We start from the raw sequence: 14,809 nt of genomic DNA on the forward strand, positions 1-14,809 counted from the left end.
GATGGCGAGACCGCGCGAAAGTATGCGGGACATGCTGGAAAGAAGCAGGTTCGCGATTCGATGGGGAGGCGCACTCGGCCTCCTGTGTCACCCCATCTATTACATTGTCTGGACCTACCTCCTTCCGCAGCCTTACGACAACCTGCTGCTGCGACTCAGCGCGGCGGCCGTCTGCGTTCCGCTGCTGTTTCAGGCGCGCTGGCCGAGGCGCTACAACCCCGCGCTGCTGATCTACTGGCATTGCTGCCTGATTTACGTGCTGCCGTTCGTCTGCACGTTCCTGACCGTCAGAAACGGTTTCTCCACGATGTGGATGATGACCGAGGTCATGATGATCTTCATTCTGGCGCTGTGTATCGACAACCCGCTGCTGCTGATAACGTGCATCGGAATCGGCGTGTTTTCCGGCGGCCTTGCCGGCGTGTTGAGTGCGCCGACGCCGGTCGTTCTCAGCGCCGAGGACAAGTCCAACCTCGCGCTGCTGCCGGTGGTCGTGCTGTGCAGCATGGCGTTCAGTCACGCGATCAGCAAGGGACGCATCTTCGTCGAAAAGAACCGCGCGTTGCAGGCGCTCGCGGGTTCCATCGCGCACGAGATGCGCAATCCGCTGAGCCAATTGCGGCACGTGCTCGACCGCGTCGAGGAAGCGTTGCCCTCGGCGAACAGGGCGGGCGCGGCGCCGACGCTCACCGACGGCACGGCCTCGCTGATGTACAACCATCTCGCGCAGGGCCAATTGTCGATCGAGCGCGGCCTGCGCATCATCGCGATGACGCTCGACGAAGTCGCCGCGAAATCGATCCGCCCGGATAGTCTCAGCTACCTGCATGCCGGCGCGACCACGCGCAAGGCGCTCGCCGAATACGGCTTCGACAACGACAAGGAACGCGCGAAGGTGAGCGTCGTCGTCAACCGCGACTTCGTGTTCAAGGTCGACGAGACGGTCTATCTGTTCACGCTGTTCAACCTGATCAAGAACGCGCTGCATCACATCGTCGCGTATCCGCAGGCGACGCTGACATTGACCGTCGATACCGACTCGGTGATCGTGCGCGACACCGGCCCCGGCATCGCGGCGGAGATCCTGCAGCATCTGTTCGAGCCGTTTCGCACGGCCGGCAACTCGGGCGGCACCGGGCTCGGGCTCGCGTACTGCCAGCGCGCGATGCGCGCGTTCGGCGGCAGCATCGACTGCGAATCGGAACTCGGCAAGTTCACCGCATTCACGCTGCGCTTTCCACCGGTGGCGGCCGACGAGGTCGCGGAGCACGAGCGGCGCCTGTTCGAACGCGCGATGCCGGCGTTCAAGGGCAAACGCGTGCTCGTCGTCGACGACGACGCCACGCTGCGCGCCCGCACCCGCCGCGTGCTGACCAAGGCCGGCGCCTATGTCAGCGAGGCGTCGGGCGGCGAGCTTGCGCTCGCCACGTTGCGGCGCGCGCCGCTCTACGACCTCGTGCTGATGGACATCAGCATGCCCGATCTGGACGGCTACGCGACGACCGAGCGCATCCGCGCCGACCGGGACTGCCCGAACCGCAACGTGCTGATCGCCGCCTATACCGCCGAACCGGGCAACGCGGTGCGGCTGCGTGCGCGGCGCGCCGGGATGGACGAGATCATCGGCAAGACGTCGAGTGTGCAGGAGCTGATCACCGCGGTGCAGGCCCTGTTCGACAACGGCGTGCGGCATCAGCCGGGCGAGCTGCCCGACAGCTTCGCCGGCAGAACCTTCGTGATCGCCGACGACGACACCTACAGCCGGCTGGTCGCGAAGGCTTATCTGGAGCGCTGCGGCGCGAGCGTCGTCGAGGCCGACCACGGTCAGGCGGTGCTGACCAACCTGCACGAAGACGGCTTCATCGACGCGATCCTGATGGACGTGAACATGCCGGGCATGAACGGCATCGAGACGACGAAATCGATTCGCGCGCGCACCGATGCCTACGCGACGCTGCCTATCATCGCGCTGACCAGTCACACCGATGCCGAAGCGGCGCAGGCTTGCCTTGCCGCCGGGATGAACGAGGTGTTGATCAAGCCGGTGCAGGCCGGCTCGCTGTACGCATGTCTCGCGCGGCAGTTCGGCACACGCAGCGCGCCGATTGCGGACTCTCCATCTTCACAACGGATCATGCAAACCGCGGGCGAAAGCGCGCAAACGGATTTTGCCGCGACGCCGGTGGCATTGGCCCCAACTGGGAGCGCGCACGCGGCCGCCCCCATCGCCGAAGAAAGCCTGCTCGATGAGCCGCACCTCGAAGAACTGGTCTCGCTCGATCTGCTCGACGAATCGTTCCTGAACGGCATCGAACAGATCCGCTCGCTCGTCGCGCGGCTCGCGGCAAACAGCGCGGCTGTCGATATCAAGGCGACACACGCGAGCTTGCATGCGCTGCTTGGCGTCAGCGGCAACATCGGCGCGAAGGCACTGCATCGCTATGCGCGGCAGATCTATCCACGCGTGATCGGCGGTGAGTGGCCAGTGGAAACCGACTGGCTCGTGCAGATCCGCACGCTGGGCGCGCGCTCGACCGACGCGTTGCAGCGATATTACGCGTCGGCGAAAGGCCGGCGCGATCATCGCGATGCGCTGAGCGATTGAGCGCGCGCGCCGCCGCCGTCAGAACTTGTGCAGCACGCCGATCGCAACCGCCAGCTGGTTCGCGCCGGTCTTCACGGTCGTCGTCGCGACCGAAGTCGCCCATCCCGTCGCACTCAGCGCGGCCTTCGAGCTGTTGATCACATAGGTGATGTCGGTGTACAGCGCGGTGCGCTTCGATAGCCAGTAGTCCGCGTTGACACCGGTGCTCAAAGCGTGCGCGTCGACGTGGCGATACGCATGGTAGTAAGTCGCGGCTGCGAGGTCCAGCGCCGGCGTCGCCTTGTAGCGCACGCCCGCGAACGCCATCGACTGTGGCGGCGAGGCGGTGAGCGTCGACGGGACATCGTTCAGCAGCAATTCGTAGCCGCCGTACAGCGTCGCCTTGCCGATCGCATACGAACCGCCGGCCACGTAGCGCCGCTCGCTGTCGCCCGATGTCGCGATCACCGAGCCTTGGCGCTGCTCGTACACGAACGTGAGATTGAGCGGCCCCTGCACGTAGCGTCCACCGATGTCGTACTGCTTGCCGACGCGGAACGAGCCCGCCACCGGCACGTTGGAGCTGACTGCGTCATAGCCGAAGCTGTAGAGCGCGTTCAGCTCGAACGGTCCCACATGGCCGAGATACGACACCGCGTTGTCCGCCCGACCGACGAACTGCGCGTCCTGCGCGGACAGGCCGTAACTCGAATAACCGAGCGGATCGAGAGCGAGGAAGTAGCGGTACATCGGCGTCATCTGCCGGCCGAGCATCATCGCGCCGTAGCGATCCGATTCGAGTCCGACGAACGCCTGCCGGCCGAACAGCCGGCCGCCTTGCTGCAGCGCGCCGGTGTTCATCGCCATGCCCGATTCGAGCGTGAAAATCGCCCGCAGTCCGTTGCCGAGATCTTCCTTGCCGGTGAAACCCCAACGCGAATTCTGCCGGTTGCCGGTGCCGAGCGCGACCTGGGTGCCCGACGATCCCTGCGGCGTGACGGCGTGAGTCACGTAGGTCACCCCCGAGTCGACGATGCCGTACAGCGTGACCGACGACTGCGCATGCGCCGCGCCGCTGATGCCGATACCAATACCACATGCAAAAAGGACCTTCGACGGCCTGGCGAGAGGCTTGTGCGTCACCATGTGTCTCCTGCTGGAAATTGAGTTGTTTTGTGCTGCGAAAGCGTGATCGTTCGATCTCTGTGGTCGCGGTAGCCGGCGCGTGGCCGCGGCGGCTACCGGAGAGAGTCGGTCATTCGCGTGCGATGTGCGGATTGACGAAGCACATTGCGACGACCGCGATGGCGGGTCCGACCGCGAGCGTGATGAGCGCGAGCATGAACGAATGACTCGCGCCATACAGCGAGCCGACCACCATCGGCGACACCGCGCTGCCGGACTGCCAGATCGCATTGGTCCAGCCGGCGCTCGCGCCGGCGAGGCGCTTGCCGGATGCGTCGCTGACCTGTGCCATCAGCACCGGCAGATAGCCGAACGAGAACGCCCCGAGGATCGGCGCGACCAGATAGAACTGATGCGCGGTCGAGCAGTAGCCGAACACCAGCAGCGCGATCGTGAACGCGATCAGGCAGCCGATCGACATCATCCGCCGCGACACGCCGGGCAGATCGGAGATCCAGCCGAGCGTCGGCTTCGCGATCACCGCGCCGATGCCGAACGAGGCGACGATCGATCCGGCGACGATCGGCGCAATGCCGTATTGCCGCGTCATCAGCGCGTTGCTCCATGCGGCGAAGCCGACGGTCGCCCACAAGCCGCCGCAGCCCGCGATGGACAGCGCGATCAGGTTCCGGTTGCGCAACAGGCCGAGCATGTCCTGCAGGCTGTTGCGCGCGGGCTTCGCTTCGTTCGACGGCCGGTTCTTCAGCAGCAGCAACGTGACGACGCCCCACGCGAACGTGACGATGCCGAGCATATGGAATGCGTTCGACCAGCCGTGCCGCGCTGAGAACGACGGCACGACCGCGTTCGCGATCACGACGGCGAGCGACGTCGCGGTCGTGTAGAGGCCCATTGCGCGGCCCCGGTCGCGCGTGAACCATGCGGGAATGATCTTCATGCCGGCCGAATAGTCGGCGCCCGCCGCGAAACCCATTGCCGCCTGAATCACGATGCCGAAGGCGAGCGAATGCGTATAGCCGAAGGTGAACGTGAGCACGCCAAGGGGCAGCAGCGCGAGCGTGAGCATCGCGCGACCGCCTAGCAGATCGGTCAGCATGCCGCCGACCACGTTCGCAAGCACATAGCCCGCGTAGAACGCGGTCACGAACGCACCGAGCATCGACACGCTGATGCCGAGCGACGCGCCGACCGGCGCGGCCACCGTACTCCACGCAACGCGGACCACATAGCTGAGCAGAAACGCGGCCCAGACGATGAACAGCGCGACCCAGCGATACGGGTTCGTGTCGGCGCTACTCGCCTCCCGTGCGGCGTTCGTGGCCCAGACGCTCGCGGACATGCCCTCCGACGACGCCAGATTCTTCTCCATGACTCCTCCAATGCCGAGCGTGCCAGCGGCCGCCCGTTTTCTTTCTTTCTGATGGATAAGGCGCCGGCCGCCTGCTGTGACCGGCGCCGGGGATTGCCGTTACAGATCGAGCACCAGCACCCTCGACTTCGCACGTGAACAGCACGGCAGGAACTGATCGTTGCGGGCCTGCTCCTCAGGCGACAGGTACAGATCCCGGTGGTCGGGTTCGCCTTCGAGCACCCGCGTAATGCAGGTGCCGCAAATGCCCTGCTCGCACGACACCGGCACGTCGACGCCCGCCGCCGTGAGCGCCTGCGTGACCGTGCAATCGGCCGCGATCGACACGACGCGGCCCGAGCGCGCGAGCCGCACGTCGAACGAGCCGCCGTCGCCGGCAGGCTGCGCCGCCGCGAAGTATTCGTAATGCAGACGATCGTCGCTCCAGCCGAGCGAGCGCGCCGTGTCGAGCACCGCGTTCATGAAGCCCTGCGGACCGCACACGTACAGATGCCGGTCCGCGCCAACTGTCAGCAGTGCGTTCAGATCGAGCATGCCGTGCTCGTCGTCGAAGTGGTATTGCACGTTGTCGACCCACGACGACGCGGCGATTCGCTCGACGAACGCTGCCCGGCTCTTCGAGCGCGCGCAGTAATGCATGTCGAACGCCGCGCCCATCGCTGCCAGCTGCTCCGCCATGCAGAGAATCGGCGTGACGCCAATGCCGCCCGCGAGCAATAGCGGCTTCGCGTCGTGCCGGGCGAGCGGGAAATGATTGCGCGGCACGCCGATGCGGATCGCGTCGCCTTGGTTCACCGCGTCGTGCATGCGCAGCGAGCCGCCGCGCGAATCGGCGTCGCGCAACACCGCGATCTGATACCGGTGACGCTCGTGAGGCGCGTTGCACAGCGAGTACTGCCGCACCGGCCCACCCGGCACGTAGACGTCGATGTGCGCGCCCGCCTCGAACGGCGGCAGCTCGCGTCCGTTGACATCGACGAACTCGAAGCCGGCGATCCCGTCGGCTTCGTCGCGCCGTGCGGCAACCCGCACCATCAGCGTGGAATCGGTCATGTTCATGCCACCTCTCCTCCGCTCACATCGCCGACAGGCCGCCGTCGACCATCAGCGTCGTGCCCGTGATGTACGACGCCTCGTCGCTCGCGAACCATAGGATCGGCCATGCGATCTCTTCGGGCGATGCCCAGCGGCCTATCAGCGACGTGTCCTGGCGCTGGGTCTTCAGCGCTTCGACGCTCTTGCCTGCTGCAATGGCGCGGTTCACGTGGAATCCGGTCAGCGTCGAACCGGGGCATATCGCGTTCACACGCACGCCGTTCGCGGTCTCCTCGAACGCGAGCGTGCGGGTCATCGCCAGCATGCCGGCCTTGGTCGCGTCGTACAGGCCCATGCCCTTGCGGCCGGTCACCGCATAGCACGACGATACGTTGACGATACTCGCGCGGCCCGCGCGACGCAGGAACGGCAGCGCCGCCCTGCAATAGTTCGACGTGCCGACCAGATTGACCGACACCATCGCCTGCCACTCGGCCGGCGTCGCGTCGGCGAGCGCGCTGTAGTTGCGCATCGCCGCGTTGTTCACCAGCACGTCGAGCCGGCCGAACGAAGTGGCGGCGAACTGCACCGCGCGCACCGCATCGGCGTCATCCGACACGTCTGCCGCGAACGTCTCGACACGCGCGGACGGATCGGCCGTTTTCAGTTCGTCCGCGACGCGCGCGAGCGCCTCCGGATTCGCATCGACGAGCACCACCGCGGCGCCCTGGGAGCAGAACACGCGCGCGGTGGCGGCGCCGATGCCTCCTCCGCCACCAGTGATCAGCGCGACCTTGTCTTCGAGTCTTTTACGTTGCTGCATTGCTTGCCGGCGCGCAGCCGGCCTCCTTTTGCGGAATGGGCAGAAGGTCCAGTCGGACCAGGTGACGACACGCGGAGCCGAAACGAAGTCCGGCCCCGCCGTGCATCAGATCGTGTAGATCGGCTGGTCCTTGCCGTCGTGCAGATGGATCACCGCCCATTCCTGTGGTTTCTGATCGCGCGGCAGCAGCACGCCGGCCGCGCGCACGCGCTGCTGGTCGGCGTCGATCGCGGGCGGATCGGTATCGGGCACCAGCGCGGTTGCCGCCTCGTACATCATGCGGCGCGCCATTACGATTGCGCGGTCGGTCGGCAGCAGCTTTTCCTTGCTGTGATCCTGGATCGGACCCATGCTTTCCTGCAGCGACGCGTCCTGCATCGCGAAGCCGAACACGCCCGAGTACGCGCGCTTTTCCTTCTGCGCCTTGCGGTCGATCAGATAGTCGTTGTCCTTGTTCGCCTTCGGACGGAACGAGCCACCCTCCTCGTACTCGCAGTGAATGCCCTTGCCGGCATTCAGGTCGGCCAGTTCCTGCTCGTCGAGCGGACGGTCCGGACGGAAGTTGATGCTCCACGCCCAGCAGCTGTGATCGTCGATCGGTACCCACACGTGGCCCGCGAGCGAGTGGTCGCCGAACGGCGGGATCAGCGTGTACCACGGGAACAGCCACTGCGTGACGCGCCAGTAGTACGAATCCGGCTCGCCGTTGCGGCGCCCGAACAGCGTGAGGCCGAACGGCTGCTTCTCGATCTCAAACATCACGTTGCCGTCCGCCTTGATGTAGTCGAGCGCCTTCGTGCCCTGGTGCATCGGATCATCGTCGACTTCGTAGCGGTGCACGTACGACACGTGGCTCGTGTCGATGCCGCCTTCCATGGCCTGTAGGTAGTTCGATTCCTGCAGCCGCTTGGATACGAACACGTGGCTCTCCGGCAGGTTGCACCACTCGAGATCCGGCGGCGCCGGCTGGCGGTCCTTCGGCCCCATGTACGCCCACACGATGCCCGCGCGTTCGATGCACGGATACGCGGTGATGCCCATGTGCTTGCACGCCTGCGGTGCGGACGGCACTTCGACGCAGTTGCCGTTGCGGTCGAATTTGAGGCCGTGATACGAGCAGCGAATGCCGTTCTCCTCATTGCGGCCGAAGTACAGCGACACGCCGCGGTGCGAGCAGAACTCGTCGATCAGCGCCGGCTGGCCTTCGGAATCGCGAAAGGCCAGCAGCTTTTCGCCGAGGATCTGCACGCGCACCGGCGGGCAATCCGGCTCCGCGACTTCGCTCGCGAGCAGCACCGGCACCCAGTAGCGGCGCATCAGATTACCCATCGCCGTGCCCGGGCCAGTGCGAACCAGCGTCTCCGACATGCTCTTGTCCATAATTCCTCCGAATCCGGTTGTCCGTTGTGTGAGAATGTGATCTCATTGTACGGACAGATTGATTTGCGTCAAGTTCGTTGCGATAGGGACTTTCACTACAATGTGCAATCGACGCGGACCGACGTGGAAAGGAAATTTCAAATGGAAGAGAAAAAGCCGCACGAAAATGTGCGAGCAGTCGAGCGGGCGCTAGAAATTCTTCTGGCGTTCCGCCCCGGGGACAAGGAACTGACCGTTGCGGAGTTGCTGACCCGCGTGGACCTGAGCCGGCCGACGCTGTACCGGCTGCTGAATACGCTCGAACAGAACGGCTTTCTCGCGTCGTCCGGCGAGCCGCAGCGCTTCAGGCTCGGCAGTTCGGTCGCGCAAGTCGCGCACGCGTGGATGGCGAACAATACGATCGCGCAACTCGCGCAGCCGATGCTGCGCGAGCTTTGGGAAGCGACGTCTGAGACGGTCGCGTTGTTCGTGCCGGAGGGCACCTACCGGATTTGCGTGGCCGAACTGGAAAGTCCGCAGCCGCTCAGCTTCCGGCGCGGGGTCGGCTATCGCGAGAAGCTAGTGCTCGGCGCGAGCGGCCGCACGATTCTTTCGCAGATGCCGCTGTCAGAGGACGATCTGCGGCGCTATCTGACCGATCCGAATCAGGACGTCGCGACGCTCGCCGCCGATCTCGATGCGGTCCGCGCAAAGGGCTTCGGCACCAGCCATCACGAGCTGATCGCCGGTGCGGTCGCGGTGGCCGCGCCGTTCTTCAACGGCGCGAACCAGGTGGCGGGTTCGGTGTGCATCTTCGGGCCGAGTGTGCGCGTAACCGATGAGCGCGTCGCGCAGTTCGCGGCGTTGCTCAAGCGAGAGGTGGGCAATCTGTCGCGCGCGCTGGGGCATCAAGGGGAAACTGGACGGGTGCCGGTCGCGGCGCGCCGGTGAAATCGGCATCGAAGGTATTGGCCAACGCCTGAAGAGTCGTCGGAGAAGTCGACGCTCTGTTCAGGCGCCCGCTGACTCAGCGCCGACGCCGAGACTCATGCGCCGGACTGCACGGCAATGACGCGCCGCGCGAGCGCCGAATAAGCAAGTGGCTCGAAACGATCGAGCCCATCCTTGACGGCAGCGATGTCGTTATTTCTGGCTTGCTGCTCCATCTGTGCGCAAGCATTCGCCGCTTCGGTTTCCTGAATCATCGCGAAAGATCCGCGTACCGCATGAAGTTGGGCGAGCACCGTTTTCATATCCCCAAGTTCAATGGCGGCGTGCAGTTCCCGAAGCGAATCCTTCAGCGTCTGAGTCATCGCGGCATGGATGTGCTCGGGCAATGGCCCTTGCGAGATGTCGCGCCTCGCCAACGTGGCATTCGCGGGGCGCCTGCCGGCCTCGTCGACCAGTCGCCGCACGGTCGCGTCCATCGTGTCTAGCAGGACAGGTTTGAGCAGGACCTCGTCGATTCCGGCGTTCGCGCATCGCGCGCGCTCTTCTGCCGCGACGTGAGCGGTAATCGCGATGATCGGCAGCGTCTCGCTTTGGGCACGAAGGCACCGCGCGAGCGCATACCCGTCCATCCCCGGCATATTGATGTCGGTCAGCACCAGATCGTAGTGGCGCTCGTTGAAGCGCCGCAATGCCGCCCCGCCACTATCGGCCATATCGGCCTCGTATCCCAGCGTAGCAAGTTGCGCGACGAGCAACTCCCGGTTGGCGAGCTGATCGTCGACGACGAGGATCTGAATGGCGTGTGTGTCGATCTCGCTGGACTTCGATTCGGCTTTGGTATGTCCTGCTGCGCTGACCGGGGTGGCTGCACTCACCGGAATGGGCAAGGTCACGACAAAGGTGCTTCCGGCATTCAACTCGCTTTTCACCCAAATCGTGCCATGCATCAATTCAGTCAGGCGCAAACAGAGCGCGAGTCCGAGGCCTGTTCCGCCGTAACGCCTCGCAATCGACGAATCGGCCTGTGTGAAAGCATGAAATAGCGTCTCCTGCTGCTGCGGGGTCATGCCGATGCCGGTGTCGCTGACGCCGATCACGATCGGAGAATCGACGGCTGTGTCATCCTTCAGGTAGACCTCGAGCAGTACATCGCCCGTGGCGGTGAATTTGATCGCGTTCTCGAAAATGTTCGTTGCGATATTCGTCACCCGGTCATCCAGGTTGGTGATCGACTGGTTCGTCGCGTACAGCTGCGAACCATTCACCGCGTCCTTGCTCGTCGACGACAGGTCACCTGCGGCCACGTTCTTGATCTTCGTGCCATTGCTGTCACCGCCCAGCGTGATCGTGCCCTTAGCGGCATCGTCGTAATGCACCGCCAGCGGATCCGTCCCGCCGCCTGCGCCATTCTTGATGTCCTGGCTCAACTGGTCCATCTGCTGGTTCGTGGCGTACAGCTGCGAGCCATTGACTGCGTCGGTGCTCGTCGCGCTCAGGCGACCCGCGGCCACGTTCGTGATCGTGCGCTCCTTACCGACGCTGCCCACGCTCACCGTGCCAATCGGATTCGAACCGGCAAAGAAGTAGTTCGCGCCGCCGATGGACGTGCCGCTCGGACTCACCGCAGCCGACGTCGTCGAGCCTGCGCCCAACGCCACGTCGTTCGCGTTGTTCGACACAGCACCCATACCGATTGCCACCGAGTCCTTGCCCAGCGCCAACGAATCGGCGCCCGTCGAGTTCGCGTGGAAGTACTTCGTGCCCTTCTCGTTCAGGTTGGTGATCGACGTGGTGTTCTGCCCCACCTGCAGGTTCGTCGCGTACAGCTGCGAACCATTCACCGCGTCCTTGCTCGTCGACGACAGGTCACCTGCGGCCACGTTCTTGATCTTCGTGCCATTGCTGGCACCACCCAGCGTGACCGTGCCCTTCGCGGCATCGTCGTAATGCACCGCCAGCGCATCCGTCCCGCTGCCGGCGCCATTTTGGCTGATCTGCTCGATTGCCTGGTTGGTCGCATACAGTTGAGAACCATTGACCGCATCGGTGCTCGTCGCGCTCAGGCGACCCGCGGCCACGTTCGTGATCGTGCGCTCCTTGCCCACGCTGCCCACGCTCACCGTGCCAGTCGGATTCGAACCGGCAAAGAAGTAGTTCGTACCGCGGATGGACGTGCCGCTCGGACTCACCGCAGCCGACGTCGTCGAGTCTGCGCCCAGCGCTACCGAATTCGCCTGCGTTGCAGCGGCGCGCGCACCCAGCGCCAGTGAAAACTCACCTGTCGCGCCTGCCGTATCACCAAGCGCCACGGCGGCGGCGCCTGTCGCATTCGTGTTAAAACCAATCGCCGTGGACTTGGATCCAAGCGCTTTAGCCACATTACCAAGCGCCGTGGCACCGAATTCAGACGCCTTAGCGTAAGGACCAGCCGCCGTGGCGTAGTCGCCTGCCGACACCGTGCCCACACCGATCGCCACCGCGTCCTGAGCCGTCGCCGACGAATCCGTACCCGTCGAATTCGCGTGGAAGTACTTCGTGCCCTTCTCGTTCAGGTTGGTGATCGACGTGGTGTTCTGCCCCACCTGCAGGTTCGTCGCGTACAGCTGCGAGCCATTCACCGCGTCCTTGCTCGTCGACGACAGGTCACCTGCGGCCACGTTCTTGATCTTCGTGCCATTGCTGGCACCACCCAGCGTGACCGTGCCCTTCGCGGCATCGTCGTAATGCACCGCCAGCGCATCCGTCCCGCCGCCGGCGCCATTTTGGCTGATCTGCTCAATTGCCTGGTTGGTCGCATACAGTTGAGAACCATTGACCGCATCGGTGCTCGTCGCGCTCAGGCGACCCGCGGCCACGTTCGTGATCGTGCGCTCGTTACCCACGCTGCCCACGCTCACCGTGCCAATCGGATTCGAACCGGCAAAGAAGTAGTTCGTGCCGCGGATGGACGTGCCGCTCGGACTCACCGCAGCCGAGGTCGTCGAGTCTGCGCCCAGCGCTACCGAATTCGCATGCGTTGCAGCGGCGCGCGCACCCAGCGCCAGTGAGAACTCACCTGTCGCGCCTGCCGTATCACCAAGCGCCACGGCGGCGGCGCCTGTCGCATTCGTGTTAAAACCAATCGCCGTGGACTTGGATCCAAGCGCTTTAGCCACATTACCAAGCGCCGTGGCACCGAATTCTGATGCCTTAGCGTAAGGACCAGCCGCCGTGGCGTAGTCGCCTGCCGACACCGTGCCCACACCGATCGCCACCGCGTCCTGAGCCGTCGCCGAAGAATCCGTACCCGTCGAATTCGCGTGGAAGTACTTCGTGCCCTTCTCGTACACGTTCGTCACCCGGTCATCCAGGTTGGCGATCGACTGGTTCGTCGCGTACAGCTGCGAGCCATTTATCGCGTCCTTACTGGTCGCCGACACTGCGCCTTGCTTGAGATTCGTTATTGTGTGATTGTCGAGATCCATTTCGGCACGCACGTGGACGCCGTTGGTCCCACCCAGCACCAGGGTGCCATCGGAGAATCCTGCGACATAGGCGGTCTGCGCTTCACCGTTAGCGGCGCCGCTGTCGTTGCCGGCATTGCCGAGCTGGAAAGACTGGGTGCCATCACCGAAGGGATTAGAGCCAGGACCACAACCGACTTGCTTGCTTGTGCCGCCCGGCCCCCAACTATAGCCCCCCCCTGAGTTTGCAGACTGGTTACACAGGACCAAGCTCGAGCCATGGGTCAACGCCAGCGCCATCTGCGGCGCCATGAATGCGGCCACGCCCACAGCAGACACAATCGCGGTGGCGACGACGCCCGACGAAGGCTTCTTACCTTTTGCCCGACTGGTCTCGGCCGCGGCAACGAAAGTGCCGGTCTTCTCGCACCAAATACTCCTGTACGACTTGTTCATCAATATTCTCCAGTTCAAAAAAATAGATTCACGTATGCGGCTATGTGGCGACCGCGTCACCCAAGTTGATGACCGTCGTGCCGCTCGCGTTTTAGTTCGGCGCCAAGCCGGCGCCGTCCGCGTTCACCGTCCGCACCTTTGACCACCGTGATAAAAAACTTAATTTCCTTCAGCACTGAAATTTGTCACTTATTTACGAATTTACTTTCCGATAAGCGCAAAGCGCTATTCAGGCCTGCATCACAGTCGCGATGCCTGTAAATGTGAAATCGACATGCCGAAATCATCAAAAAATTATCAATGACGCAGGAAATAAACCGACTTGTTCCTAGCCGAAATCCCAGATAATCTTATTTTTATTGCGCAACGAATATAATCAGCCTCGTCCTAAAGTCGCCAAATTGAACATAGGACAAAGCCGCAACGAGATCTCTGTCGATAAATTACTCATCCGCTGATCGCGAGACTTTCCCGCAATGGAAAATCAATTAAAAAGGCACAAAAATTTCCACCAACACTTCGCAGAGCTCGATAGATGGAATTCCCCAGCTGTGAACCCCGAGACAACGTCGGCACCAAGACCTGGAAGATGACAAAGAAGACCCGACGAACACGATTGCGGCATTCGAAGCGGAACGGTCAAAGGGGCGCAGACACTGGTCGAGCGGGAGTAGCAGCTTGATGTGCGTCAGAACCAGATCGCGAAATGGAGGCGGCAACTGTCAGGGCATGCGGCGGACATCTTCGTCGCTGTCGGCGTTCTATTGTGTGAGCTACCGGTTGATGTGAACTTGCCGCGCGCCGAGATCCGCGGTAGACGGTTGAGAACGATTGCCTTGACGGACCCGCGCACCGGGGCAGGATTGCTGTGCGCAACGCGACGCGTAGGAGGAAAAGCTCTGGGGGCGTGTTCGACAGGACATATGCTTTGCCGGTTTCGCAGCGGGCCCAGCCCTTAGCGTCGCGAGACCCGGGGTGCGCTATCCATCGCTGCTGGTGAGCGAGACGAATTGACGATGGCCAACTTTGCTGACTTCGCGCCAGTTACCTAAGATTCAGGCTCTTCGATCGGCGGCGTCTGTCCAGACGAGGCAGCAAGAATACCCAAGTGCGCTTTGCTCCTGTGCGCCTTCGCGGTCTTGCGAGATCTGTCTATCGAACGTGTTACGGCAGCAAGATCGCTCCGGCCCAGCGCCAAAGCAACGCCCCCCTCGCGCCGGCACGGCAAGGCTGCAACGTCCTGTTCGCCGTGCTGCGCACTGGCTCTATTCGGCCCCGGGTCAGCACATTTCGCTTGACGAACCACATCGGCGCACCTGCCTTTGGCCCGACTGTATCGAGCACAACCGCGAACAGCGTTTGCTAATCTCCGTTTTTTCCAACCAATCGCGAGTCCCGGCAGATGGACTGTCTTTCCCATTCAAGAAGCATCTGCTTTTTTGATTTTGGCGACTCGAACATGAAATCGGTTACGGTGGACAGAAAATCACTCTGCTGACGCCGGGAAAGTTTCGCGAACCTGATTAGCAATTCTCTTATGCTTGCGAATCTGTCTTGTTTCATCACTTTTTCTCACTCGTGGTTTTCCCCGGCTGCAAAAATTGCAACTTCATCGAACCCAACGGAGGTTTATAACATTCGAT

The 14,809-nt window shown here is 63.2% G+C and carries 8 protein-coding genes; 2 read left to right on the plus strand and 6 right to left on the minus strand.

From position 1 onward, the window contains the following. The first annotated feature begins 1 nt into the window (after position 1). Positions 2-2,605 (plus strand): ATP-binding response regulator, encoded by a 2,604-nt coding sequence (locus VSR82_RS09530; protein WP_429457440.1) that lies wholly within the window; start codon positions 2-4, stop codon positions 2,603-2,605. Positions 2,606-2,623: 18 nt separating this feature from the next. On the opposite strand, the gene VSR82_RS09535 is transcribed toward VSR82_RS09530, so the two are convergent. The 5 genes from VSR82_RS09535 to VSR82_RS09555 all read right to left on the minus strand — a co-directional run bounded on the left by VSR82_RS09535 (position 2,624) and on the right by VSR82_RS09555 (position 8,337). After that, positions 2,624-3,730, minus strand: a complete 1,107-nt coding sequence (locus tag VSR82_RS09535) for a porin (RefSeq protein ID WP_429457438.1) — start codon at positions 3,728-3,730, stop codon at positions 2,624-2,626. A gap of 109 nt (positions 3,731-3,839) precedes the next feature. Beyond that, positions 3,840-5,099: an MFS transporter gene (locus VSR82_RS09540; protein WP_429457436.1), complete on the minus strand. Its 1,260-nt coding sequence runs from the start codon at positions 5,097-5,099 to the stop codon at positions 3,840-3,842. Positions 5,100-5,198: 99 nt separating this feature from the next. Next, positions 5,199-6,158: a PDR/VanB family oxidoreductase gene (locus tag VSR82_RS09545; RefSeq protein WP_429457434.1), complete on the minus strand. Its 960-nt coding sequence runs from the start codon at positions 6,156-6,158 to the stop codon at positions 5,199-5,201. A gap of 16 nt (positions 6,159-6,174) precedes the next feature. Next, positions 6,175-6,957, minus strand: coding sequence for an SDR family NAD(P)-dependent oxidoreductase (locus VSR82_RS09550; RefSeq protein WP_429457432.1), 783 nt, complete (start codon positions 6,955-6,957; stop codon positions 6,175-6,177). A 105-nt stretch (positions 6,958-7,062) separates the two neighbouring features. After that, positions 7,063-8,337 carry a Rieske 2Fe-2S domain-containing protein gene (locus VSR82_RS09555; RefSeq protein ID WP_498857657.1) on the minus strand — a complete coding sequence of 425 codons (1,275 nt, stop codon included), beginning with the start codon at positions 8,335-8,337 and terminating at the stop codon, positions 7,063-7,065. A 141-nt stretch (positions 8,338-8,478) separates the two neighbouring features. Between VSR82_RS09555 and VSR82_RS09560 the strand changes: the two genes are divergently transcribed. Beyond that, positions 8,479-9,267 carry an IclR family transcriptional regulator gene (locus VSR82_RS09560; RefSeq protein WP_429457428.1) on the plus strand — a complete coding sequence of 263 codons (789 nt, stop codon included), beginning with the start codon at positions 8,479-8,481 and terminating at the stop codon, positions 9,265-9,267. Between the two features lie 95 nt (positions 9,268-9,362). Here VSR82_RS09560 and VSR82_RS09565 read toward each other — a convergent pair whose 3' ends face one another. Continuing rightward, on the minus strand, positions 9,363-13,166 hold the full coding sequence (locus VSR82_RS09565) for a response regulator (RefSeq protein WP_498857658.1): 3,804 nt from the start codon (positions 13,164-13,166) through the stop codon (positions 9,363-9,365). Positions 13,167-14,809: the final 1,643 nt, after the last annotated feature.

Source organism: Burkholderia sp. JPY481, assembly GCF_038900515.1.
GTDB classification, from domain to species: domain Bacteria; phylum Pseudomonadota; class Gammaproteobacteria; order Burkholderiales; family Burkholderiaceae; genus Paraburkholderia; species Paraburkholderia youngii.